Consider the following 23156-nt stretch of genomic DNA (forward strand, 5'->3'; position numbering starts at 1 on the left):
GCGCCTCAGTCGTCCTGTCTGCGGAGCGTGAGGGTCGGACAGCTCGCGGTCCGGACGACACGTTCGGCGACGTTCGCCGTCAGGAAGCGGTCGAGCCGTCGCTTCCCGTGCGCGCCCATCGTGAGCAGGTCGATATCCCGGTCGGCCGCGTAGGTGGTGATGCAGTCGCTCGGCGTCCCGCGCCAGACGCTGGTCTTCACGTCGACGCCCACTCGCTCGCCGTGGTCGGTGACTGCATCCAGTGCCGCCTCGGAGCGCTGCTCGAGCGCTCCCAGCAGTCCCGGCGACGTGACGAGCCGGCTATCGATGACCGAGAGCGCGTGGACCGTCGCGTCGTAGCGGGCGGCGATGTCGAAGGTGTGTTCGGCGACCCGTTCGGCCTGACGGCCGCCGTCGGTCGGAAGGAGGATGCGGTCGTAGTCGGCCTCGCGCTCTGCGACCGCCGACCGCGTCGTGAGCACCGGCTGGGTCGCCTTCTCGAGAACCGACGCGGCGACGCTCCCGAGCATCCGGCGGGCGAGGCCGCCTCGCCCGCGGGTCCCCATCGCGATGAGGTCGGCGTCGTGCTCGTCGGCGTACCGCCGGATGCCCCGGGCGGGCGTCCCCTGGACGACCGCGGTCTCGGTTTCGAGGCCGAGGTCGCGGGCCTGCTCGGCGACCACGGCCGTCGCCCGCTCCCCACGGTCGGTGAGCATACCGATGATGGCCTCGTAGTCGGTGAACCCGTCCTCGTCGAAGCTGACCGCACGGGTGTCGACGACGTAGAGAGCGTGGACGGTCGCCCCGTAACGGGCGGCGAGTGCCAGCCCGTGGGTGACCGCCGGGCGGGTCCGGTCGCTGCCGTCGGTGGCGATGAGAACCGTGTCGTACATACGCCACCTGTGACGGGGCGGCACTTAACCGCTCGCCGGTGCCGGGGCGAATCGGGAGGACGCGACGGCGGCGGCGGGCGCTTCCGGATGCTCCCACCCCTGGCCCTGGCCCGGCCCTCAGAGCACGACCATGAACAGGGTGAGCGAGGTGCAGACGATGAGGAGGCCGGCCACCATCGCGACGGCGGTGTAGCCGATGATGTCCCGGGCCCGGAGGTTCGCGATAGCCAGGAGCGGGATGGCCCAGAACGGCTGAATCATGTTCGTCAACTGGTCGCCCAGCATCTCGATGATGACCGCCTGTGCGGGGGTGTAGCCGAAGCCGGTCGTGACGTCGAGCATAATCGGTCCCATCGCGACCCACTGGCCACCGCCCGAGGGGATGAAGATGTTGACGACACCCGCGACGAGGACGCCGATGACCGGCCACGTCGTCGGCGTCGCGAACCCGCCGAAGAACTCGACGATGACCGTCGCCAGCCCCGTCCCCGTCAGCAGGCCCGCGATGCCCGCGTAGAACGGGAACTGGAAGATGATACCGGAGATGTTCGTGACGCTGTCGCGCATCTGTTTCACGATGGCCGTCGGCCGGTTCCAGAGGAGGATGGCGAGCAGGAGGAACAGAGCGTTGATGCTGTTGAGCGTGAGGTTCGAGATGCCACCGCCGCGCAGGAACCACGCGTTCACGACGAAGAAGGCGGGGAACAGCCCGATAGCCAGCCCCAGCAGCCGGGAGTCGTTGAGCCGGTCGGCGACCGTCCGGTCGTCGGTGTCGCCGTCGCTGCCGCCGTCGGTCGCCACCGGCTCCTGGGCGTACGCCTCCGTGACCACCCGGTCGACCTCCCGGTAGGTGCGGCGCGGGAGTTCCCGGACCCCCTCGGTCGGGTGGAGCAGTCCCATCACGACCGGGACCACCACCAGCAGTGCGCCGGTCGTGACGATGTTGGTGACGCTCCCGATGGTCTGTGCCAGCGGGATGCCGCCCCGGACGTAGTCGGGGAACGAGGCCGGGACGAGCGAGGGGTCGGCCATCAGCAGGCCGACCGAGGAGGAGAAGCCGCCGTGGAACACCATAAGGCTGGTGTACCCGGCCGCAGCCAGCAGCGGGTAGTGGACCGAGATACCCTGCTCCTGGCACTCGTAGGCGACCCGTTTCGCCATGATGGCGCCGACGATGAGGCCGATGGCCCACGAGACGACGGCGGCGGCCATAGCGACGAACGAGGTGAACCAGACCGCGGTGAACCGGGAGCTGGGCAGGCGCGCCAGCCGTTCGAGACCGCGGGTGAAGATGGGGGATTTCGCGATGGCATCGCCGGCCATCAGCAGGACCGATATGGCCGCCATGAACGGGAGCAGGCTCCACACGCCGCCGGTCCAGGCGGTCAGTGTCTCTCGGGGACCCGACCCGGTCGCCACGGCGGCCGCGGCGGCGACGAAGGTGAGGACGATGGCGATGACGTACGGGTCCGGGATGTACCGCTCCGAGAGGTCGGAACACCGCTCGCCGAACGAGCGGATGAGACTGAGCATACAACAGCGACCGAACGTGACGTGTTAAGTCGCCCGTTCAACGCGGAGTGGACGAGGTTTAATGCAACGGGGGGAGAGACCGCCTTCGATGGCACTTCCGCCGGTCACGACGGGGATGGCGCTCGTCTTCGGACTGATCCTCGTGGCGCTGGTCCTCTTCGTCACGGAGCTCATCTCCTCCGACATCACCGCGGTCGGCGTCCTGGTCGCACTGGCCGTTCTCGAACCGTACACGGGGGTCGCAGCCGGGGAAGCCATCTCCGGGTTCGCGAGTTCCGCGACGGTCACCATCGTCGCGATGTACATCCTCAGCGAGGGCATCCAGCGAACGGGCATCGTCGAGCGACTCGGCGTCTACCTCGCGCGCATCACGAAAGGTGACGAGTCACGGCTGCTCGCGGCGACCGTCGGGACGACGGGGATCTCGGCGGGGATCGTCAACAACACGCCCGTCGTCGCCGTATTCATCCCGATGATAACGGGGCTGGCCGAGCGGGCGGGCATCTCGCGGTCGAAACTGCTCCTGCCGCTGTCGTACGCGGCGATGCTCGGCGGCACGCTCACCCTCATCGGCACCTCGACCAACATCCTCGCGAGCGACTTCGCCCGCCAGCTCCCGGGTCGGGGCCCCATCGGCATGTTCGAGTTCACGCCGCTGGGCATCGTCGTCCTGCTCGTGGGGGCGGCGTACCTCCTCACCGTGGGGCGGCGGCTCACCCCGGCACGGATTCCCCCGGATCAGGACCTCACCGAACAGTTCGACCTGGAGGACGAGCTGAGCCGGCTGACCGTCCGCGAGGACTCGGAGCTCGTCGGGAGCCGGGTCGAGGACGTCGCCGAGGAGCTGGAGGCGACCCCGGAGCTGGCGGTCGACCTGCTCCAGCTCGACCGCGAGGAGGAGAGCTTCCACGCCCTGACCTCCGACCGGACAGTCGAGCCCGGCGACACGCTCACCGTCCGGGGCAGTCTGCAGGCGGTCAACCAGCTGGCCGAGACGTTCGGCCTCCGCCAGCTCGCCCGCGAGGAGGTGACCGACGACGACCTCGTCACGGAGGCGAGTACGCTCGTGGAGGCGGTCGTCCTGCCGGACTCGCGGCTGGTCGGCGAGACCATCCCCGAGTCGGGACTGGAGGCCCAGTTCGACACGACGGTTCTGGAGGTGCGCCGTGACGGCTCGACTCTGGAGGACCTGACCGACTTCACGTTCCACGCCGGCGACACGCTCCTCCTCCACACCACGCTGGACGACGCCACCTACCTCCAGGAGGCGGGCGACGTGGTGCTCTCGGAACTGCCCGACGAGGGGCTCGAACTGCTGGAGCCGGACGCCGACGAGTCGGTCGTCGCGCCGCTCAGCCCGAAGACGCCGGTCGCCGTCGCCATCATGGCGGCCGTCATCGGCGTGGCGGCGCTCGGCCTCGTCCCCATCGTCATCGCGGCGCTCGGCGGCGTCTTCGCGATGGTCGTCACGGGCTGTCTCGACCCCTCGGACGCGTACGACGCCGTCTCGTGGAACATCGTCTTCCTGCTGGCGGGCGTCCTGCCGCTCGGCCTGGCGATGCAACGCACAGGCGGTGCGGAGTTCATCGCCGCGCTCGTCGTGAGCAGCGCCGACGTCCTCCCCGTGCTCGCGGTACTGGGGCTGTTCTACCTGCTGACGGGCCTGCTGGCGAACATCATCACCCCCGTCGCGAGCGTCGTCCTGATGATCCCGGTCGCCGTCGACACGGCCGGGCGCATCGGTGGCGAGCCGTTCTCGTTCCTGCTGGCCGTCACCTTCGCCGCCTCCGCGGCGTTCATGACGCCCATCGGCTACCAGACGAACCTCATGGTGTACGGCCCCGGCGGCTACAAGTTCACCGACTACGTCCGGGTCGGCGCGCCGCTCCAGTTGCTGCTGGCCGTCGTGGTGACGCTGGGTATCGCGACGCTGTTCGGGGTCTGAGTCCGGGCGGCCCTACTGCCGGGGCGCGGTGACGGCCGACGTACGAGTTATGCGACCGGCCACGGAGCGGTGGGCAATCGGATGCGTCGGTTCCTCGACCTCGCCGCCGTCGCCATCGTCGTCATCGTCATCGTGGGTCGTGTCGCCGGCACTCGCCCGCGGTCGGTGAGAGCGAGTCCGCGTGTTCGTGCTCGGCGACGACTGGTCGGCGGCGCGGATGCTCGAGGAGCCGAAGGACGACCCCGGGGACCTCCGGACGAACCACTCCCCCAGGGGCGAGGACAACCACCGGGTGGCGTTCGGGGCCGAGCGACCCCCCGGACGGGCGGCGCCCGGCTGTGTCGTGTGGCTATAAACCCCCGACCCCCGAACGACTCAGGAATGACCGACGACCCGCTGAAGGTCGCCATCGCCTGCCAGGGCGGGGGGAGCCACACCGCCTTCACCGCCGGAGCGCTCCAGCGACTCCTCCCCGAGATCACCCGCGAACGGTACGACGTCGTCGGATTCTCGGGCACCTCCGGCGGCGCTATCTGCGCGCTGCTGGGGTGGTACGGCCACGTGAGCCCGGACCACGCGCCGGCGGCGCTGCTCGGGGAGTTCTGGAAGGATATGGAGGCCGATACCCCCGCGGAACGGTACCTCAACGACCTGACCGTCCAGACCGCCCGCTTCCGGGCGATGGGCTTCCCGTTCCCGTCGTTCAGCCCGGGCCAGACCCCGGCCGGCGCCCTGGCCGAGCGTGAGCTCCGGCGGCTACTCGAGCGCCACGTCGACTTCGCGAACGCGCGGCGGCTGAGCGCCCAGATACGCGAGCAGCGCCACGAGGAGACCATCACACCAGGGCTACTGGTCAGCGCCATCGACGTACTGAGCGGTGAGTTCCGGGTCTTCCGGGGCCGCGAGATGAGCGCCGACGCGGTGCTGGCGAGTGCCGCCGAACCCGGCCTGTTCGGCGCCGTCGACGTCGACGGCCGCCACTACTGGGACGGGCTGTTCTCGAAGAACCCGCCGGTCCGTGACTTCTCGACTGCCGACGACATCCCCGACCCGGACGAGGTGTGGCTCATCCAGATCAACCCCTCCGAGCGGTCGACGGTGCCGACCTCGCAGGAGGGTATCGCCGACCGTCGCAACGAGCTCAGCGGCAACACCTCGCTGGAGCAGGAGGTCCAGTTCATCGAGCAGGTCAACGAGTGGGTCGACGCGGGCTACCTCCCCGAGCGGCACACCCACACGGACATCCGGCGGGTCCGCTTCGAGGAGGAGCTGGCGTGGTCGACGAAGCTGGACCGGTCGCCGGCGTTCCTCGAGGCGCTGTTCCGCACCGGGCGCGAACGAGCCGACGCCTTCCTCGGCGACCGGCGGGCGTAGGGCTACTTCGGGGCTGGCTTCTCGGGAACCGTATCACGGTCACGGCGCCGGAGCCGCCGCGCGGCGAACCACGCGGCCACGCTCGCGGCGAGCGCCCCGAGGGCGACCCGGCGCGCCGTGACGGGGGCGTTCGACCGGTCGGGCGGCTCGTCACCGTCCGGCTCCTTCTCGTCGCCGGCGAGTCGGCGGAGGGTCGGGCCGAAGACGACTGGCATACCGCACCCTCGGGGGCGGTCGGCTTCAATCGCTCGGACCGGCACCAGGGGTGGCCTCAGTACGTGAGGCTCATCCCGCCCTCGTGGGTCATGTCGCCACCGTTGAGATGCTTGCTGTGGTGCGAACAGCCCATCACGTAGAGGTTCGCCACCTCGTAGGGCTCCATCATCTCCTTGACGCGGGTGCGTTCGAGCATCACCTGTTCGACGACCTCGTCGACGGTCAGTCCGCGGCGGTCGGCGGTGTCGGGCAGTTGCTTCGCGACCAGCCCGGTCTTGACGTACGCCGTCGAGACCGTGAACGCCCGGACCGTCCCCTCGCCCTCGGCGGCGATGGACTGGGTGAGCCCGCGGAGCCCGAACTTGGTCGTGTTGTACGCCACCTTGTCCCGGGTGACGATGTGGCCGTGGACCGAGCACATGTTGCCGACGACGCCGCGGCCGTCGTCGTTCGCGCGGAAGTGTGGCAGGCAGTGTTTCGTCAGCAGCAGCGGTGCGCGCTGCATCACGTCGTGCATCAGGTCGTACTTCTCGACCGGGAACGACTCGATGGGCGCGACCGTCTGGATGCCGGCGATGTTCGCGAGGTAGCGGAGGTTCCCGTGCCCGGCGGCCTCGTCGACGATGCGCTCGAGGTCCGTGTCGTCCGCGAGGTTGCCCGCGACGGTCTCGACCGTGCCGGGGAGGTCGAGGTCGGCGGCCCGCTCCTGGACCTCCGCGAGTCCGGCCTCGTCGCGGTCGGTCGCGACGACCGTCAGTCCGTTGGCCGCGAACGCGAGCGCGGTCGCTCGCCCGATGCCGGCGCCGCCGCCGGTCACGAGCGCGACGTTCTCCGATGCGTAGTTCGGGTCGTCCAGTTCCAGCAGGTCACCACGAGTGATCTCGCTGGGTCCGTACTTCTCCATCGCCTCATCGACGGTCATATCGGCCATACGTCCAGAACCGCCGTCGGCGAGGAATAGCTACCGGCGGCGGCGCGAGCCGACTACTCGATGTCGGCGCTGGCGTCCGACTGGACGTTCTCCAGCGCCCGTCGGGCGCCACTTTTCGAGGAGTAGCCCTCGCCACTGTCCGCGATGATGCGACCGTTCTTCGAGAGCAGCCGCCAGCGGTACTCACCGGCCTTGTCCTCGAACACCTCGAAGTGCGGCGTCCCGATCTCCAGCACGCTCGCGGTCGGCGCGTCGCGCTGGATGCGCTCGACGGCCTCCTTCGCGCTACTCTTCGAGGAGTAGCCCTCGCTGCTGTCCGCGATGATGTCGTTCCCGGATGTCAGTCGCCACCGATACTCGCCGGCCTTGTCCTCGTAGACTTCGTAGGATGCCATACAAACCTTCATTCGACCCCACAACATATATAATTACCCCATATAGAGTAATATCAGCGATTAATTCTTTTGTAGCGAATAGACGACAGTAATGGAGGGCAGAATCGAGTTCTGTATATCCCGGGCGACCCCGGGTGGGGGCCGTACCGGTCCGACGGTCAGGCCGCTTCGGAGTCGGCGTTGGGAGCGTTGCGCTTCATGCTCTCGATGGCCTCGTAGACGCCGCTGCGGTCGGAGTAGCCCTCGCCGCAGTCGGCGATGATGTTGCCGTTGCGATGGCGGAGCCGCCAGCGCCACTCGCCGCCCTTGTCCTCGAAGATCTCGAATGCAGCACGGCCAGCGTCCAGCACGTCCGCCGCGGGGGCGTGCTTCTGGACCCGCTCGACGGCCTCTTCGACGCCGCTCTTCGAGGCGTAGCCCTCGCCGCTGTCCGCGACGATCTGGTCGTTGCCACCGAGCGCCCGCCAGCGGTGCTCGCCCGCCTTGTCCTCGAATATCTCGAACTCGAGGTCGTCGGTGCGCTCGCGCATCCGGTCGACCGCACGGCGCGCGTCGTGGCGGCGGGTGTAGCCCTCGCTGCCGTCGGCGAGGATGTTGCCGTTCTCGTGGACGAGTCGCCAGCGGTACTCGCCGGCGGCGTCGCGGTACACCTCGAAGCCGGCTGGGTCGAGGCGGAGGTAGTCGGCCTCCGGGACGTACTCCCGGACGCGGCCGACGGCGGTGTCACGGCCCCCCGTCGAGGAGTAGCCCTCGCCGCTGTCGGCGAGGATGTTGCCGTTCTCGTGGCGGAGCCGCCAGCGGTGCTCGCCGCCCTTGTCCTGGTAGGTCTCGAACGTCGCGCGGCTCTCGCGCTCGGCGGGCGGCTCGAACGCCTCCTCCTCGTCGGGGAGTTCCTCGGCATCCTCGATGAGCCGGAGCTCGGCGCCGAGCGCGTTCCGCCGGACGCTCTGGAGCCCCCGCTGGGCGTCGTGCCGGCGGGTGTAGCCCTCGCCGCTGTCGGCGATGGCGTTCCCGTTCCGGTGGCGGAGTCGCCAGCGCCACTCGTCGGCGCGGTCGCGGTACAGTTCGAACCGGGCCTGGCTGGTCCGGAGTGCTTGCAGTTGCGCGGCGAGGTCGGCCTCGTCGGCCTCGGCGTCGAGCAGGTCCGCCTCGGCATCCTCGACCTGCTCGGTGAGCCGGCGGACGAGCCGCTCGCGCTCGTGCCGGTCGGTGGTCGCCGCGTCCAGCGCCTCGCGCAGCTCGGCCAGTTCGTCGCCCCGTTCGTCGTGGTCGCGCTCGGCGGTCAGCCGCCCGGACTCCGACTCCTCGACCTGCGCGGTCAGCTCCCGGATGCGCCGGGAGAGGTCGTCCTCGTCGGCGGCGGTGTCCGCCAGCGTCTCCCGCAGCTCTGCCAGTTCGCTCTCCTGGGCACCCAGTCGACTCTCCTGTTCGGCGAGGCGAGCCTCCTGTTCGACGCCCGTGGTGAGGACGGGGACGAGGACGCCGCCAATCCCCATCACCAGCAGTCCGAGGGCGTACACCCCGATGACGAGCGGCTGGCCCGACGCCGGGTTCCAGCCGGCCGGGTAGATGACCAGGAAGTAGAGGATACCGACGGCACAGATCAACAGGCCCCCATAGACCAGTGTGGTCGCCAGTCGCTGGAGGGGGAGCCGGATGAGCGGCCCCGCGAAGATGAGCGCCAGCCCCCCCGCAGCCAGCACGATCGCGACCTGCCGGAGGGCACCGGCCGACGTACTCGGCAGGAACAGGATGATGCCGAGTACGCCGAAGAGGACCCCCAGCGCGAAAATCCAGTACCCCGTCGCCTCGTCTCCGGTGGTCGGCTGTCCGATGCGTTCGCGATACAATCGCGTCAGTGAGCTCTCCTTCTCAGTTTGAGTCGACATAACCTACCATACCTTGAGGAGCACAGAGTACTTATTCGTTGGGGGCGATTCTGAGAAATTATTCAGTGTTCGGAGATTGTATACGACAAATATAATGAACTAGGCATTTATCAGAAATTACGGCACGTATCTCATCTCTGCACCCTTCCTTGTGTCGAACGACTCCGGTGGAGTACGATGCCCGGTGTGGTCGGCGCAGGACGTCTGCATCCAGGGGCGAACCCCACGATTCGAGGGATGACCGAGAATCGACCCAGCGACGGTGCGACCGGGGACCGCGACGCCGAAAGCGGTGGCGACCCGGGTGCCAGCCAGGTGCTGGCCCGGCGTGAGGTCCGTGAGGCCGAACCCTGCTGGCGGCGGCCCACGAACGCGGTTTCATCGAGTCCGAGCGACACGACCTCCGCCAGCGACGCTGCCGAGGCACTCGTCGGGAGCGTCATCTTCGCCGCACCGCACCTGGTCGAGGGCGGCGTCTTCGACGTGGCCGACTGAGACGACGAGCGGAACGCCCAGTCGGGCACTCCCTGACCGACCGCCGGTGCTGCGAGCGGGACACCCGGGCACTCTTTTACGGACGGACCGAGACATCCGACCGTGCGAAGTTTCACCATCGGCCGGATCTGGGACATCCCAATCCGGATCAACATCTCGCTGCTGGTCTTCCTCCCCATCCTCGCGTGGCTCATCGGGAGCGGCGGCCAGGTCGCACTGTACGCAGGCTACATCGAGAGCCTCACCGGCGTCGCGCTCGACGTCGGCGTCCTGCGGGCCGGGAACACACCCTGGCTCATCGGCACGCTCGCGGCGGTCGGCCTGTTCGTCAGCGTCACGCTCCACGAACTCGGCCACTCCTACGTCGCGCGTCGCTACGGCATCCAGATCGAGTCCATCACGCTGTGGATCCTCGGCGGGATGGCCGCGCTCAGCGAGGTCCCCCGCGAGTGGGACCGCGAGTTCTGGATCGCCATCGCCGGCCCGGCGACGAGCGTGCTGGTCGGTGCGGTCTGCTACGGTATCCTCCTCGCCACGCCCGAATCGCTCCCCATCGTCCGGTTCGTCGTCGGCTACCTCGCTATCATCAACATCATCCTCGTCGTGTTCAATCTGCTTCCCGCGTTCCCGATGGACGGCGGGCGCATCCTGCGGGCGCTGCTGGCCCGGAACCGCCCGTACGCCAGCGCGACCCGCATCGCCGGGCGCGTCGGCGTGCTGTTCGCCATCCTCTTCGCCGTCGTCGGCGTCATCGGGTTCAACCCCATCCTCCTGTTGCTGGCGCTGTTCATCTACGGCGCGGCCACGACCGAGTCCCGGACCACCATCATCGACGACCTGCTGGAGGGCGTCACGGTCGGCGACGTGATGACCACCGGGACCGCCCACGTCGACGCGGACGAGACTGTCGCGGGCCTCATCGACCGGATGATCCGCGAGCGCCGCACCGTCTACCCCGTCCGGGGCGAGTCGGGCGAGACGGTCGGCCTGGTGGCGCTGGCCGACCTGAAGTCGGTCAAGCGGGCTGACCGCGAGGCCCTCCGGGTCGCCGATGTGGCCCACGACGCCCCCCGCATCGACGCGACCGCCGACGCGTTCGACACCCTCGCCCACCTCGGCGGGGGCGGCCCGGCGCTCGTCGTCCGCGACGGCGCCGTCGTCGGAACGCTCTCACAGGAGGACTACTCGCACGCGCTGTCGTTCCAGAAGGAGTTCCGGACCGGCGTCCTCGGCTGAACCCACCGCCAGTCATAACAGAGAACTAGACACATATTCTATTTATTTGACCACCATCTGAGAAACATAACGAGAATTCAGCCATATAGACAGATATTTCAGACGGTAGCGAGTACGTAGCGGTCGAACCATGGCACTACTCGACAATCTCGGTACGCTCGCCAGTAGCATCGTCGCGGCACTCGTGATGTTCGTCTTCGCCATCCTGACGTACTTCATCACCGTCTTCGTGGTGGCGACGGGCGCGGGCTTCGCGGGCTACTCGCCCAGCGGCGACTTCGTGACCCTCGCGGCCGCCGTGCTGGTTGCGGGGTCCATCGTCGCCGGCGCCTCGCCGGTGAGCGCCATCGCGGGATCGGACAACGACGGACTCTGAGCCGCCACCGACAGTAGCAAACCCCGTACACCGCCCGACCGCGCTCTCCTCGTCCGCCATCGCCACAACCGGTTAGTCCCCACCACGAGAGGCCGCGGTATGGCCGAGGACACCGACGCCGCGGACGACCACGAGCGCCGTCTCGTCGAGGGGTGGCAGGGCCGCTTCTACGAGGACTTCCAGGTCGGCGATGTCTACAAGCACCCGTACGGGCGGACCGTGACCGAGACGGACAACGTCTGGTTCACCAACCTGACGATGAACGTCAACCCGATGCACTTCAACGAGGCGTACGCCGCCGAGACGGAGTTCGGCGAGCGCCTCGTGAACGGGACCTACGTCTTCTCGCTCGCGGTCGGGATGAGCGTCATCGACGTGAGCGCCAATGCGACCGCGAACCTCGGGTACGACAACGTTCGCCACCACGCGCCGGTCTACCACGGCGACACCATCTTCGCCGAGAGCGAGGTGCTGTCGAAACGGGAACTCGACTCGCGCGAGCACTCCGGCATCGTCACCACCGAGTTGCGGGCGTTCAACCAGGACGACGAACTGGTGCTGTCGCTCGAACGGACGCCGATGGTGCTCAAACGCGCGTTCGCGGAGCCGAGCGCGGCGGCACCGACGGGGTGGCCCGACGGTATCGGCTTCCAGCCCGGAGACGAGTAGCACACACCCCGATTTCGACTGCGGAGTGCCCGCCCGACGAACCGACTCGGGTGGGACTGAAAGGGGCCGCCGTCTCGACGAACCCGGACGACGCAAGCACCGCAGCGAACGAAGTGAGCGAGGAGCGTGGTTCGAGAGAGCGACGCTCTCTCGTTATCCCGAAAATCTCCGATTTTCGGAGATAGCGAGGCCCGGGAGTCGAGACGGCGGGGGCTTTCTACCCGTTCTGGTCGGTCGCTATCGGGGTCGGACAGTTGTCGAAAGCCCCCGGGCGCTCGGGGGTCCGCGGCTCGCTGCGGTCCTCGTCCTCACTACGTTCGGCCTGCGGTCCTTACTTCGCCGGGGACCCGCCGACCGCCCGGCCCCTTTCAGTCCCACCCGGACAGAACGTGTCACCGAGTGCACCCACGAGTCGGCACGGTGTGGACGAACCACCAGCGGCGTCGAGTGGCGGGATTGATACGCACGCCGGCACTACGTCCCGGTAATGGAGTACGTCCAGGAGCGGGTGACGACGCTCCACGACTTCACGGACCCCGTCCCCGACGCGCCCGTCGACGAGGCCGCGGTGGTCGTGCCGATGACGGAACGCGAACACGCGAGTCTGGCGGCCGAGCGCGTCATGACGGCGCTGGAGGACGTGGCGCCCGACCGGGTCGTCATCGCCCTTCGTGCGGAGGCGGAGCGTGTCCCGGCGGTGCGGGACTGGCTGGACTCGTTCGACCTCACCGTCGAGACGCTCTGGTGCGACGGCCCCCGACTGCAGGAGCTGCTGGCGAGCGAGGGGCTGAACGGGCGGCGCGGGAAGGGCCGTGACGTGTGGCTGGCGCTGGGCCGGGCCGCCGAGTCCGACCTCGTGGCGGTCCACGACGCCGACGCCTCCACCTACAGCCGGGCGCACGTCCCGCGACTGCTGTTCCCGCTCGCCCACGGCTTCCGGTTCTCGAAGGGGTACTACGCCCGCGTGGAGAACCGGCGGCTGTACGGCCGGCTGTTCCGGCTGTTCTACGCGCCGCTCGTCCGGGCGCTTGAGGACGCCCACGACGCCGCCATCCTCGACTACCTCGGCGCGTTCCGGTACGCGCTGGCGGGCGAGTTCGCCGCAACGAGCGACGTGATTCGCTCGCTCCACGTCCAGCGCGGCTGGGGCCTCGAAGTGGGAACGCTCGGCGACGCGTTCCACGCCGCCGGCCTCGACGGGAGCGCGCAGGTCGACCTCGGCCTGCACGAGCACGACCACCGCGCGGTGTCAGGGCCGGCAGGGCTGTCGACGATGGCCGACGAGGTGGGTGCGGCACTGCTGCGGGCAGTCGAGGGCGGCGGCGTGGCGCCAGACTACGGGACGCTGCCCGCGCGCTACCGCGACGCCGCGGACGCGCTCGTGGACGCCTACGCCACCGACGCCGCGTTCAACGGGCTGGAGTTCGACCGCGCGGGCGAGCGCGAGCAGGTCGAGTCGTACGCCGACAGCATCACCCCGCCCGGCGAGGACACCCGGCTGCCACCCTGGAACGAGGCACCGGTGACGGCCGACGAGGTGCGCGAGGCCGTCCGGGCCGACATCGACGCCGCCGCGGAGGAGCACGCATGACCGACCACAGCGACGACGGCAGCGACGACCCGGACGACCCCGAGCGCCTCGACCTCTCGCTGGACGAGGTCGCGGGCATCGTCGACCTGTTCGGGGGGCTCACGCGGGCGGAGCTGACCGAGGCCCTGGAGGAGCTCGCCTTCCGGCGCGGGGTCGAGCCGCCGCCCGACGACCGGGTCGACCAGGTCGTCCGCGCGTACTCGCTGGTGGAATACCCGCGAGAAGACGACGACGGCGTCGACGGGGACGCGGCCGACCCGCTCCTCGTCCCCGGACCCTCGGCGTTCCCGACGCTCCCGGACGGCGCCGCCGACCTGCCTCACATCCTCGACATCGAGTCGCGAGCGGTCGACCGCGAGCGGCTGGGTCGGGCCGTCGAGGAGCGGTTCCGCGGCGACGTGGCCCGCGCGGTCGCGGACGAGGACGAGGTGCTGGTCGGGCGGCTGCTGGACGTGAGCTACGACCTCGAGACGTGGGGGCCGGTCGAACTGGGCGACCTGCGCGAGCGGCTGGACGCCGCCAGGGAGTAACGACCTCGCCGTTCAGGGCGTGTACTCGTATTTCATGACGACGGTGCTGTCACCAGTCGTCGAGGACTCCCAGATGATGCGGATGGTCTCGCCCGGTACCAGCTCCGAGCTGGGGATTGTGATTGATTCGCTGGCGGTCCACTCTTCACCGACGTTCTCGTTCGTCCAGAACGAACTGTCCCCTTTCGAGACGATAGTTCCATCCGATCCGATTATGGAGAGCTCACTGGTCTCAGCACTGTTCCCGCTCTGATGCTCGATGATCAGGTCGCCGCTGCCACTCTCCACCGTCGTGTCGAAGCTGATCTGCGGACCGACGTTCTGCTCGCCGGCCTGGATGATATCGAGGCCGAACACGTACTGACCGACCACTGCGGCCAGGACGACCACGATGGCGACCGTCAGGATGACGCCGATGACCTCGGACTGTCCGCGCCCGTCCACCCTCCCGGCCGACGCGCCGCCACCGACCGCCGTATCACTAGATGCCATTATACATCTATTACGCCCAGAGTAAGCTTAATACTTCGTATAATCTGAACTTATATTCGAGACAATCGAATCATATCGACGTTCCGCCGATAGCCTCGGGATCACGGGCAGTCGGCGGGAGCGCCGGGACGCGCAGTGCGGCGTCACCGGACCAGTTCGCGGAGCCGCCGCCGGTCGACCTTGCCGGTGGCGGTGGTCGGGAGTTCGTCGACGAACTCGACGCGGTCGGGGACCTCGTGGTCGGCGAGTTCGCGCTCGCAGGCCCGGACGACGGTCGTGCCGTCGAGGTCGGCTCCGGCACGTGTTCGGACGACCGCGGTGACGGTCGTCCCGCGGACGTCGTCACGGCTGTCGACGACGGCCACCGACTCGACGGCGTCGAGCCCGTAGATGACCGACTCGATCTCGCGCGGGTGGACGTCGCCGCAGCCGGTCGTGAACATATCCGCGAGCCGGTCGACGACGTGGAGGAAGCCGTCCTCGTCGACCCAGCCGATGTCCCCGGACCGGAGCCAGCGACGGTGGGTCCCGGTCCCGCCGTCGCCGACCGTGGTCGCGTCGGGGGCCGCGTCGTCCGTCGTGGTCGGGTCCGCGGGTCGGCGGACGAACCGGTCGGCGGTGAGCTGGTCGCGGGTGTAGCGCGGCGTCACCGTGTCGCCGGCCCACAGGAGCTCGCCGCGCTCGCCCTGCGCGACTGGGTCGCCGGTGTCCGGGTCCTCGACCCGGAGGTCGACCACCTCGCTGGCGGGCCGGCCGACGCTCCCCGGTTTCTCCCCGGCCTCGCAGGGCCGGGTGAACGCGGCCAGCGGCGTCGTCTCCGTCAGCCCGTACCCCTGCAACAGCGCACAGCCCAGCGCCGCCTCGACCTCGTCGACCCGCTCTGCGGGCATCGGCGAGCCGCCGACGCCCACGGTGTCGAGGCTCGAGAGGTCGTACGCGTCGGTGTCGGCCTCCAGCAGGTCCAGCACCATCGTCGGGATGAGGAAGGTGTAGGTGACATCGTACTGCTCGATGGCGGTGAGTGCGGCCTCGGGGTCCCACTCCGGGAGGAGGTGGTTGGTCGCCTCCAGTTCGACGAACGGCGTCGTGGTGACGTTGAGCCCGGTGACGTGGAAGCAGGGACAGACGGTCAGCGCGACATCGTCGCGGCTCCACTCCTTGTAGTGGATCAGCGCTCGGGCGTTGGCCGCGACGTTCCCGTGCGTGTGGAAGACGCCCTTCGGCGCGCCCGTGGTGCCGCTGGTGTAGAGCAACTCGGCCTCGTCGGCGGCCTTCCGCGGTACCGTCTCGTGTCTCGGGTCCCCCCGCTCCAGGAGGTCGTCGTAGCTGTGGACGGGCCAGGTCCCTGCCCCGACGGTCGCGTCGCCGCCGGCCGTGAGGACGAGTTCGGCGTCCGCGTCCGAGAGGACGTACTCGGCCTGCCGCTCGTCGAAGCGCTGGTTGAGCGGGACCGACAGCGCCCCGCGCTTGAGGATGCCGAGGTGGCACGCGACGAAGGCGACCCCGTTCGGCGCGGCGATGGCCACCCGGTCGCCGGCTTCGACCCCGAGCGAGTCGAGCGCGCTCGCGACGCGGTCGCTCGCACGCGACAGGTCGCGGAACGTCAGCGACGACCCGGGGTCCGCCACCGCCCGCCGGTCGGGGACGTCCCGGGCCGCGCGGTCGACGCGGTTGGCGAAGTTCATCGAGTGCGGCTTCCGCCGCCGAGATAAAGACGGTTGCCCCGATGTTGCACGGGGGGACACGACCGCCATCCACCCGCCATCCGGCCCCCGGATGCACCGGTCGTCCGGCATCACCGGACAGACCGGGGGCGGCCTCGTGAGCGCGCCGTCAGTCCCCGCCGAAGATGATGTTGGCCTCGATGGTCCGTGCAGCGCCCTTCACCGGCTCCGCGAGGTCGGCCACCGGGTCGGCCGGCATCCGGTCGACGGAGCCGTACACCGCCACGGCCCCCCGGACGCCCCGGTCGGTGACGATGGGCGCCGCGATACCACGCATCCCCCGGATCAGCTCCTCGTCGTCGGTCGCGTAGCCCTGCGAGCGGACCGCCCCCAGTTCCGACCGGAGGTCCCGTTCGTCGGTGACGGTCCGGTCGGTGCTGGCGGGAAGCCCCTCGGCGAGCACCTCGTCGGCCCGTTCCTCCGGGAGTTCGGCCAGGATCGCCTTCCCCGGCGCGTTGGAGTGGAGCCGGACCTGCATCGGGTAGGCCCGCACCGGCTGTGCCGAGCGGCGCTCGCGCCGCCAGCGGGTGGCGAACAGGATGGCCCCCCGGCCGTGTTCGGCGACGACCAGCTGGACGTGGCGGCCCTCGGCGGTGTTCCGGTCGAGCGAGAGGACCTCGTTCCGGCCGTGGACGTACAGTTCGTGGTCGTCGCGGGCCCGGCGGCCCGCGTGGAACAGCCGGGTACTGACCCGGTAGACGCCGTCCTCGTTGACGGCGTAGCCGACGCCCGCCAGGGTCCGGAGGTGGTCGTACGCGGTGCTCTTCGGGATGTCCAGCGCCTCGGCGACCGCGGTGACCCCGGTCGGTCCCCGCTCGACGAGCAGCTCGATGACGTCGTGAGTCACCTTCACCGCCCCGACCGGGTGGTCGTCGGCCTCGTCCATGTCCTTCCTCAGAAGGCTGTTCACTTCAATCTATCCGGTATCACCGGACGCCTTTGCAGCGAGGCTGATTCAAGAAACACCCCTGTAACGGCGTTTCGACACCGAATACCGGAGATACCGTTCGTTCAGACCTCTACTTAAATGAACGCGTATGTCCTGCACCAGCCCTATTGATGGGGTTCCCCAGCAACGACCACGGAGTCAGCCAGCCACATGGACGACAAAAACACACCGTCAACGACGCGCCGCGGAATGATGAAGGGCATGGGAGGGTTCGCGGCCCTCTCGATGTCCAACACCAAGCTCGAGGACGTGGGGGAGATCCTCCAGCAGGAGGTACCCACGGACCCGCACACGCTCGATACCTACCGCGCCATCGTGGACGCGATCGTCCCACGGACGCCGGAACTGGCCGACAAGGAGGGCTTCGGCCACGAGGACATCGCGGGGGGACTGGACGTGGAGCTGGAGAAGTTCATCGTCTACGACTTCAACCACTTCCAGGAGATCCGCCTGGAGACACTGGAGACGCCCGCCGAGAGCGGGGCCCCCGAGGCGCCGAGCGGCGTTCCCGACGCACCGGGCGTCCCCGGAACGTCCGCCAGCCTGCCGGACCGGCTCGGCGAGATGCTGGGCGGAGGCGGCGATAGCGTCACCGACACGGTCTCGGACGCCACCGACGTGGGCCTCGACCCCGAAGCCCGGATGCCGCTCGACCTGTTCGAGACGACCCTCGATACGACCGGCTCCGGCACCGACCTCGACGCGGTGCTGGACCTCGTCGACGAGGGAGTCCTGTCGGACCTGACCGACACGCTCGACCTGGACGGGCTCGCCGAGTTCACGGACTTCGGCGCCCTGGACACCCTCGACATCAGCATCCCGAACGCCCCGGCGGCCCCGGACGCCAGCGGCCCGGCCGACGTCGAACTGCTCGTCGAGGCCGGCAACCAGACCGTCCACCGCGTCCAGCAGAACTACACGTACGCCGAGGTCTTCCCGGTCGTCTTCGACATCGCGGCGGCAGAGTTCCTCCTCCGCCAGAAGAACGAGGACACGCCCGCCCCGAACGAGCAGTTCCCGGCCGGCGGGACGTTCACGAAGCTCTCCCGCGAGGACCGCCTGCGCGTCCTCTGGGAGATCGTCGACGGGGGCTTCATCGACCGGGCCGACGAACTGCTCTCGCCGATGCTGCCCGCGGTCGGCATCCTGAAGTACGTCATCATGGCCGTCAACGGGCTCCACGGCTTCGGCTACTACACGGAGTGGTCCGCCTACGGCGACACGAAGACGGACCTGCCCCAGGAGCGCGAACTCGCGCGCCCGGCCAGCGAGGCCCAGAGCCGCACCCAGACCGACTACCCCGGCCCGGCGGACGGCTACGCGGCCAACTGGTTCCACGCCGTCGACGGTGGCTTCGCGGACCCGCCCGCGGAGGAGCTCGACTACGAGGGGGCCGACCTGACCGGCGACGACATCCTCTCCGAGGAGAAGCTCACGGGCGGCGACGACGGCAGCGACGGCGGTGACGGGGGCGATGACGACAGCCCGCTCCCGGTGGACAGCCCGGTCGATGAGGCACCCGATGGCGACACAGTGGGCGACGCCCTGCCGGGCGACGACGTGACCGACGGGGTGCCGGACGGCGTGACGGATGGCGTCACCGACGGCCTCGGAGGTGATGTCCTGTGAGCAACCCGCACAAGGACCCCGACGTCATCATCATCGGGGCGGGCGCCGACGGCCCCGCGGCGGCGTGGGCGCTCGCCGACAAGCACGGGCTGGACGTGCTGATGATCGAGGCCGGGCCGTTCCACGGGAACACGGAGTGGCCCGCGCCCCACGCCGACGAGGGCGGCACCGTCAGCACGGACCCGGACGACCTGGACGGGAAGCTGCTCGACTCGCAGTACTCCCACCTGGAGAACGGCGCGAACGACCCGACCGCGGGCTACCTGCGCGTCGGCCCGCCGGACCACACCCGCGCACCGTGGTTCCGCAACCTCCACCAGAACGCGTTCATCTGGCAGGTCTCGGCCGTCGGCGGCACCTCGACGCACTACTTCGGCAACCACCCACGGGGCTACCCGACCGCGTTCAACGACCAGCCCCACTGGGGTGACATCGACTACGAGGACCTGGTGCCGTACTACCAGGAGAACGAGGAGAACACCTCCACCCAGCAGGCCCCGATGACCGGCAAGGAGGAGGTGTTCATCCAGGGAGCCAGCGACTTCGACGCCCGGGACGGCGAGTACCCGCTCATCGAGACGAAGAACGTCACGGAGACGGGCTGGCGGCCCCAGGCGAACTCCGTCGAGGTGCCTGGGCGCGAGACCTCGACCGGCGAGCCCCTCGACGCGGAGTACGAGGGTACCTTCGACTACGACGACGGCTTCCGCGGCGACACGCTCGCGGCCGACCACTTCCAGGGCTCCTCGACGCCGGTCAACGCGCCGGTGCGCGACAAGGCCCGCAAGTCCAGCAACGTCGGCTACGTCCCGCGGGCGCTGGACACGAACGAGGACCCCGAGAAGGGCAACGTCGCCATCCGGCCCAACACGTTCGTCACGAACATCAACGCCGACAGCAGCCCCACCGGCGACCTGGAGGCGACCGGCGTCGACATCCGCGACACCTGGTCGGGCACCAGCGAGACCATCGAGGCCGACACGGTTGTCCTCGCGGCGGGCTGTATCGAGTCGCCCCGGCTCTGGCTCAACTCCGGCCTCCCCAACACGGACGGCTGGGTCGGCAAGGGGCTCACCACCCACTGGTTCGACTGGGTCGTCGGCGTCTACGACGACGATACGGTCGACGAGGCCACACAGGTGACCGAGGCCGGACACATGGACCCCTTCATCGGGCAGAACTCCGCGGTCCGGTTCGACAAGCCCGGCGTCGGCGGCCTGGAGGACATCGGCATGTCCCCCGGGCTGGTCTCGTACGCCGACTACCTGTTCACGGAGGCCGGCTACTCCTTCGACACGCCGGTCGCCGAGGGCGAGCCCTGGGACACGCGGGGCTACGTGGTCGGCCAGGAGCTCAAGGAGCGGATGTCGAACTACCGGAACACCAAGGCGCTGCTCGTCCTGACGGACGACCGCCCGCGCAAGGAGAACGGCGTCTCGCTGGACGACACCTTCTCCGACGAGCACGGGCCCGTCCCGAAGGTCCGGTACCAGCCCGGCCCCGGCGACGACGAGCGGCGTGACGAGCTGGCCCGCATCGCGGCCAACATCCACCGGAACGCCGGCGCCGAGCACGTCCACCGCTCGGAGTGGCCGCCCCTGCTGCTCCACATGCAGTCCTCGATGCGCATCGGGAAGGTGCTCGACCACGGCGCCGAGGCCAAGGACGTCCAGCGCCTGTTCGTCGCGGACCACTCCGCGCTCGCGAACGGCGTCGGCGGCCCGAACCCGACCAACTCGGGCCAGGCGCTCGCGCTCCGTACGGCCGACGTGATCGCCCAGCGCTACTTCGACTACAACGAGGACCGCGGGTTCCTCTAGCGACCCACCCGCGGACGACCACCTGTCCCATCCCCGGTCCACTCGGCCCGTCCCGGCCGGATGACCGTTCCCGGTCCTTCCTCTCGCCGCGCCCACTTCTCGATAATTCCCATACTAATAAAGATATTAGATCTATTGTATAAATTCACCCTCACTACACCAAGAATTCCGACCAGAAGCCCTCAGCGAACCCGGAACCACCAGTACGCGGCGCCCGCGACGACGGCGATGCCCAGCAGCACGGCGGCGATGGCCGAGGGCGTGTCCACGGGCCCGGCGGACTCGGGCGCGACGGTGACGGGGAGCTGGTAGCTGTCGACCGCCGCACGGCCGCCGTCGGCGGGTTCGCTGGAGACGTTCAGCGCCACGGCGTGGCTGCTCGGGACGGCGTCCTCGTCGACGGAGAGTTCGAACGCCACCTCGGCGGTCTCGCCGGGGGCGAGCCGCTCGACGTACGCCGACGGCGCGACGCTCGTGAACGGCGGCCCGGGCGTGATCTGCAGGCGGACCTCCTCGCGAGCGGTGTCGCCGGTGTTGGTCACGCGGACGACCAGCGCGCCGGAGCTGTCGGGCGCGAACGTCGCGTTCACCGGCTCGACGGCCAGCGGCTCGCGGTCCGGCGCGACCGACCGGCGGAAGGTGAGTGGGTCGCTCGTCAGGCGCGTGCCGTCGTCGGTCCCGTACTCGACGGTGAGCGCGAACGGGCGGCTGCCGGCGGTCGCCGTCGGCGCCACGTCCGTCTCGAGGTCGAACGTGGCCGACTCGCCCGGCCCGAGGTCGCCGAGGCTCACGGCGCCGCCGGGGACCGAGACGCCCGGCGACCGGGGCTCGACCAGGACCACGGCGTCGCGGGCGGTCCGGTCACCCTCGTTGACGACCGTCCCGCGGACGGTGCCGCGCTCGCCGACGTAGAGGTCGCCGCCGAGGTCCGCGAGGCCGAACGCGAGCGGCTCGGTCAGCGATACCCCCACGGGGACCGGTCGCGTTGTGACGCTGGCCCCATCGAGCGTGTACGTGGCGCCCGTCGTGAGGGTGTAGGTGCCGCCGGTCGTCGCCGCGCCGGCGGCGAGGTCGTAGGTGAGCGTGCGGGTCTCGCCCGGCGCCCACCGGCCAACGAACCGCTCGGCGGTCGGCCCGCCGTCGACCGCGAGGCCGGACGCGGTGGTGGCGAGCGAGACGGACGCGTCCGAGACCGTCCGTCCAGCGTCGTTCCGGAGCGTCAGCGTGACCGTGCCGGACCCGGGAGCCGTCGCGTCGGTGCCGACCGAGACGACCGCAAAGTCCGACCGCGCGGGCACCGTGACCGCGATGGTCGTCGGCCGACTGGTCAGGGTCGCCCCCTCGCCGTCGGTGTAGGTCACCGCGGCGGCGAGCGGGTAGCTCCCACCCGCCCCCTCGCCGGCGGCGAGGTCGTACGTGAACGTCCGCGTCTCGCCCGGTGCCCACCGACCCACGAACCGCTCGGCGGCCGGTCCGCCGTCGACCGCGAGGCCACCCGACGACGAGAGCCGGACGCTGGCGTCACGGAGCGTCTGGTCGCCGTCGTTCCGGAGCGCCACCGTGACGGCGCCGGCACCGCCCGCGACGACGCTGCTCCGGACATCGGCGACCGAGAGCAGGCCGCCCGTCGACGGCGTGATGCCGACGAGGAGGGACCGCTGGGTGACGGTCGCACCCGTCGCGTCGCGGTAGCTGGGTGCCAGTTCGAGGGTGTACGGCTGTGCGCGGGCGTCCGCGGCGGCGACGACGGTGTAGTTCAGCCATCGGGTCTCGCCGGGCGCCCAGCGGGCGTCGTACCGGGTGGCCGCGCCGGTCGCACCCATCGAGAGCGCCGGGTCCGGCGAGGAGAGGGAGAACTGCGCGTCGCGTGCGGTCGCACTGCCGACGTTCTCCAGCAGGACGCTGACCCGTCCGGCCGCTCCGGGGTGGACCGCCGACTCGACGCCGAGGACCTGGAACCGCGCCGACTCCTCGACGCGGACCCGGAGCGTCCGGGTCACCGTCTCCGTCCGCCGGTCGGCGGCCCCGCTGTCGGAGATGGACGCGGTGTACGCGTAACGGAGTTCGACGGGTACCTCGTAGACGCCCGGACGCGCGTCGTCACGGACCGACACCGCGAACGGGAGGGTGGCGCTCGCGCCGTCGGGGAGGCTCCCGAGCAGCCGGGTGCCGGTCTCGACGCGGACGGGGCCGCCGTCCTCGAGGGTCACCTCGACGGCTCGGGCCGTCGTCACCTCGGCGTTCAGCGCCGGGTTCGACTGCGAGGCGAACTTCAGGTCGGCGCCGTTCGCGACGGTCACCGGGAGGGTCGTCTCCTCGCCCGCGTGGACGGTGTCGTCGTCGAGGCCGACACGGAGCCGGGGCTCACCCTGTACGAACGCCAGCGCCGGGCCGGGCAGCACGAGGAGGACGACGAGTACGACCGCGAGCCAGCGGCGGGTCATCGGCGCCCCCGTGGAGGATACCGTTCGTGCGAGCGGGTCGCGGGGG

21 protein-coding genes are annotated in these 23156 nt (G+C 69.8%); 11 read left to right on the plus strand and 10 right to left on the minus strand.

What is annotated here, in order from left to right:
• Positions 1-5 precede the first annotated feature (5 nt).
• Complete coding sequence (locus P2T62_RS21880; RefSeq protein WP_276259147.1) at positions 6-872, minus strand: universal stress protein; 867 nt, start codon at positions 870-872, stop codon at positions 6-8.
• Between the two features lie 117 nt (positions 873-989).
• Positions 990-2405, minus strand: a complete 1416-nt coding sequence (locus P2T62_RS21885; RefSeq protein ID WP_276259148.1) for a TIGR00366 family protein — start codon at positions 2403-2405, stop codon at positions 990-992.
• Between the two features lie 88 nt (positions 2406-2493).
• Here P2T62_RS21885 and P2T62_RS21890 point away from each other — a divergent pair, with 88 nt between their 5' ends.
• The 3 genes from P2T62_RS21890 to P2T62_RS21900 all read left to right on the plus strand — a co-directional run bounded on the left by P2T62_RS21890 (position 2494) and on the right by P2T62_RS21900 (position 5724).
• Positions 2494-4350, plus strand: a complete 1857-nt coding sequence (locus P2T62_RS21890; protein WP_276259149.1) for an SLC13 family permease — start codon at positions 2494-2496, stop codon at positions 4348-4350.
• Positions 4351-4537: 187 nt separating this feature from the next.
• Positions 4538-4705: a hypothetical protein gene (locus tag P2T62_RS21895; RefSeq protein ID WP_276259150.1), complete on the plus strand. Its 168-nt coding sequence runs from the start codon at positions 4538-4540 to the stop codon at positions 4703-4705.
• 26 nt (positions 4706-4731) lie between these two features.
• Positions 4732-5724: a patatin-like phospholipase family protein gene (locus P2T62_RS21900; RefSeq protein WP_276259151.1), complete on the plus strand. Its 993-nt coding sequence runs from the start codon at positions 4732-4734 to the stop codon at positions 5722-5724.
• A gap of 2 nt (positions 5725-5726) precedes the next feature.
• On the opposite strand, the gene P2T62_RS21905 is transcribed toward P2T62_RS21900, so the two are convergent.
• The 4 genes from P2T62_RS21905 to P2T62_RS21920 form a co-directional block, all read right to left on the minus strand.
• Entirely contained in the window at positions 5727-5939 is a 213-nt protein-coding gene (locus P2T62_RS21905) for a hypothetical protein (protein WP_276259152.1), read from the minus strand.
• A gap of 56 nt (positions 5940-5995) precedes the next feature.
• A complete protein-coding gene (locus tag P2T62_RS21910) occupies positions 5996-6862 on the minus strand; it encodes an SDR family NAD(P)-dependent oxidoreductase (RefSeq protein ID WP_276259153.1) in 867 nt (288 codons plus the stop codon).
• A 62-nt stretch (positions 6863-6924) separates the two neighbouring features.
• The gene (locus P2T62_RS21915) at positions 6925-7266 is read right to left on the minus strand and encodes a YegP family protein (RefSeq protein WP_276259154.1); all 342 of its coding nucleotides are present in this window, start codon (positions 7264-7266) and stop codon (positions 6925-6927) included.
• Between the two features lie 158 nt (positions 7267-7424).
• Complete coding sequence (locus P2T62_RS21920; protein WP_276259155.1) at positions 7425-9155, minus strand: HVO_2922 family protein; 1731 nt, start codon at positions 9153-9155, stop codon at positions 7425-7427.
• A gap of 237 nt (positions 9156-9392) precedes the next feature.
• On the opposite strand from P2T62_RS21920, the gene P2T62_RS21925 reads away from it, so the two are divergent.
• The 6 genes from P2T62_RS21925 to P2T62_RS21950 all read left to right on the plus strand — a co-directional run bounded on the left by P2T62_RS21925 (position 9393) and on the right by P2T62_RS21950 (position 14052).
• Positions 9393-9650: a hypothetical protein gene (locus P2T62_RS21925; protein ID WP_276259156.1), complete on the plus strand. Its 258-nt coding sequence runs from the start codon at positions 9393-9395 to the stop codon at positions 9648-9650.
• Positions 9651-9752: 102 nt separating this feature from the next.
• Positions 9753-10886, plus strand: coding sequence for a site-2 protease family protein (locus P2T62_RS21930; RefSeq protein WP_276259157.1), 1134 nt, complete (start codon positions 9753-9755; stop codon positions 10884-10886).
• 130 nt (positions 10887-11016) lie between these two features.
• Positions 11017-11262: a hypothetical protein gene (locus P2T62_RS21935; RefSeq protein WP_276259158.1), complete on the plus strand. Its 246-nt coding sequence runs from the start codon at positions 11017-11019 to the stop codon at positions 11260-11262.
• A gap of 99 nt (positions 11263-11361) precedes the next feature.
• Entirely contained in the window at positions 11362-11931 is a 570-nt protein-coding gene (locus P2T62_RS21940) for a MaoC family dehydratase (protein ID WP_276259159.1), read from the plus strand.
• 487 nt (positions 11932-12418) lie between these two features.
• Positions 12419-13522, plus strand: coding sequence for a glycosyltransferase family protein (locus tag P2T62_RS21945; RefSeq protein WP_276259160.1), 1104 nt, complete (start codon positions 12419-12421; stop codon positions 13520-13522).
• The gene (locus P2T62_RS21950) at positions 13519-14052 is read left to right on the plus strand and encodes a DUF7109 family protein (protein WP_276259161.1); all 534 of its coding nucleotides are present in this window, start codon (positions 13519-13521) and stop codon (positions 14050-14052) included. Before P2T62_RS21945 ends, P2T62_RS21950 begins: the two co-directional genes overlap by 4 nt.
• A gap of 12 nt (positions 14053-14064) precedes the next feature.
• Here the strand turns inward: P2T62_RS21950 and P2T62_RS21955 are convergent, their stop codons facing one another.
• The 3 genes from P2T62_RS21955 to P2T62_RS21965 all read right to left on the minus strand — a co-directional run bounded on the left by P2T62_RS21955 (position 14065) and on the right by P2T62_RS21965 (position 17154).
• On the minus strand, positions 14065-14544 hold the full coding sequence (locus P2T62_RS21955) for a type IV pilin domain-containing protein (protein ID WP_276259162.1): 480 nt from the start codon (positions 14542-14544) through the stop codon (positions 14065-14067).
• A gap of 143 nt (positions 14545-14687) precedes the next feature.
• A complete protein-coding gene (locus P2T62_RS21960) occupies positions 14688-16229 on the minus strand; it encodes a class I adenylate-forming enzyme family protein (RefSeq protein ID WP_276259163.1) in 1542 nt (513 codons plus the stop codon).
• 148 nt (positions 16230-16377) lie between these two features.
• A complete protein-coding gene (locus P2T62_RS21965; protein WP_276259164.1) occupies positions 16378-17154 on the minus strand; it encodes an IclR family transcriptional regulator in 777 nt (258 codons plus the stop codon).
• Positions 17155-17418: 264 nt separating this feature from the next.
• Between P2T62_RS21965 and P2T62_RS21970 the strand changes: the two genes are divergently transcribed.
• Both P2T62_RS21970 and P2T62_RS21975 read left to right on the plus strand, forming a co-directional pair.
• The gene (locus tag P2T62_RS21970; protein WP_276259165.1) at positions 17419-18846 is read left to right on the plus strand and encodes a hypothetical protein; all 1428 of its coding nucleotides are present in this window, start codon (positions 17419-17421) and stop codon (positions 18844-18846) included.
• The gene (locus P2T62_RS21975; protein ID WP_276259166.1) at positions 18843-20666 is read left to right on the plus strand and encodes a GMC family oxidoreductase N-terminal domain-containing protein; all 1824 of its coding nucleotides are present in this window, start codon (positions 18843-18845) and stop codon (positions 20664-20666) included. The genes P2T62_RS21970 and P2T62_RS21975 overlap by 4 nt, the downstream gene beginning before the upstream one ends.
• Before the next feature lie 182 nt (positions 20667-20848).
• On the opposite strand, the gene P2T62_RS21980 is transcribed toward P2T62_RS21975, so the two are convergent.
• Positions 20849-23110, minus strand: coding sequence for a COG1361 S-layer family protein (locus P2T62_RS21980; protein ID WP_276259167.1), 2262 nt, complete (start codon positions 23108-23110; stop codon positions 20849-20851).
• Between the last annotated feature and the right edge of the window lie 46 nt (positions 23111-23156).

It is taken from the genome of Haloglomus litoreum, assembly GCF_029338515.1.
In the GTDB taxonomy this organism is placed as follows: Archaea; Halobacteriota; Halobacteria; order Halobacteriales; family Haloarculaceae; genus Haloglomus; species Haloglomus litoreum.

What these genes read in the sequence shown, in the direction of transcription:
- P2T62_RS21880 (WP_276259147.1), bottom strand. Translation starts at nt 872, where the DNA reads ATGTACGACACGGTTCTCATCGCCACCGACGGCAGCGACCGGACCCGC.
- P2T62_RS21885 (WP_276259148.1), bottom strand. Translation starts at nt 2,405, where the DNA reads ATGCTCAGTCTCATCCGCTCGTTCGGCGAGCGGTGTTCCGACCTCTCG.
- P2T62_RS21890 (WP_276259149.1), top strand. Translation starts at nt 2,494, where the DNA reads ATGGCACTTCCGCCGGTCACGACGGGGATGGCGCTCGTCTTCGGACTG.
- P2T62_RS21900 (WP_276259151.1), top strand. Translation starts at nt 4,732, where the DNA reads ATGACCGACGACCCGCTGAAGGTCGCCATCGCCTGCCAGGGCGGGGGG.
- P2T62_RS21905 (WP_276259152.1), bottom strand. Translation starts at nt 5,939, where the DNA reads ATGCCAGTCGTCTTCGGCCCGACCCTCCGCCGACTCGCCGGCGACGAG.
- P2T62_RS21910 (WP_276259153.1), bottom strand. Translation starts at nt 6,862, where the DNA reads ATGACCGTCGATGAGGCGATGGAGAAGTACGGACCCAGCGAGATCACT.
- P2T62_RS21915 (WP_276259154.1), bottom strand. Translation starts at nt 7,266, where the DNA reads ATGGCATCCTACGAAGTCTACGAGGACAAGGCCGGCGAGTATCGGTGG.
- P2T62_RS21920 (WP_276259155.1), bottom strand. Translation starts at nt 9,155, where the DNA reads ATGTCGACTCAAACTGAGAAGGAGAGCTCACTGACGCGATTGTATCGC.
- P2T62_RS21925 (WP_276259156.1), top strand. Translation starts at nt 9,393, where the DNA reads ATGACCGAGAATCGACCCAGCGACGGTGCGACCGGGGACCGCGACGCC.
- P2T62_RS21935 (WP_276259158.1), top strand. Translation starts at nt 11,017, where the DNA reads ATGGCACTACTCGACAATCTCGGTACGCTCGCCAGTAGCATCGTCGCG.
- P2T62_RS21940 (WP_276259159.1), top strand. Translation starts at nt 11,362, where the DNA reads ATGGCCGAGGACACCGACGCCGCGGACGACCACGAGCGCCGTCTCGTC.
- P2T62_RS21945 (WP_276259160.1), top strand. Translation starts at nt 12,419, where the DNA reads ATGGAGTACGTCCAGGAGCGGGTGACGACGCTCCACGACTTCACGGAC.
- P2T62_RS21950 (WP_276259161.1), top strand. Translation starts at nt 13,519, where the DNA reads ATGACCGACCACAGCGACGACGGCAGCGACGACCCGGACGACCCCGAG.
- P2T62_RS21955 (WP_276259162.1), bottom strand. Translation starts at nt 14,544, where the DNA reads ATGGCATCTAGTGATACGGCGGTCGGTGGCGGCGCGTCGGCCGGGAGG.
- P2T62_RS21960 (WP_276259163.1), bottom strand. Translation starts at nt 16,229, where the DNA reads ATGAACTTCGCCAACCGCGTCGACCGCGCGGCCCGGGACGTCCCCGAC.
- P2T62_RS21965 (WP_276259164.1), bottom strand. Translation starts at nt 17,154, where the DNA reads ATGGACGAGGCCGACGACCACCCGGTCGGGGCGGTGAAGGTGACTCAC.
- P2T62_RS21970 (WP_276259165.1), top strand. Translation starts at nt 17,419, where the DNA reads ATGGGAGGGTTCGCGGCCCTCTCGATGTCCAACACCAAGCTCGAGGAC.
- P2T62_RS21980 (WP_276259167.1), bottom strand. Translation starts at nt 23,110, where the DNA reads ATGACCCGCCGCTGGCTCGCGGTCGTACTCGTCGTCCTCCTCGTGCTG.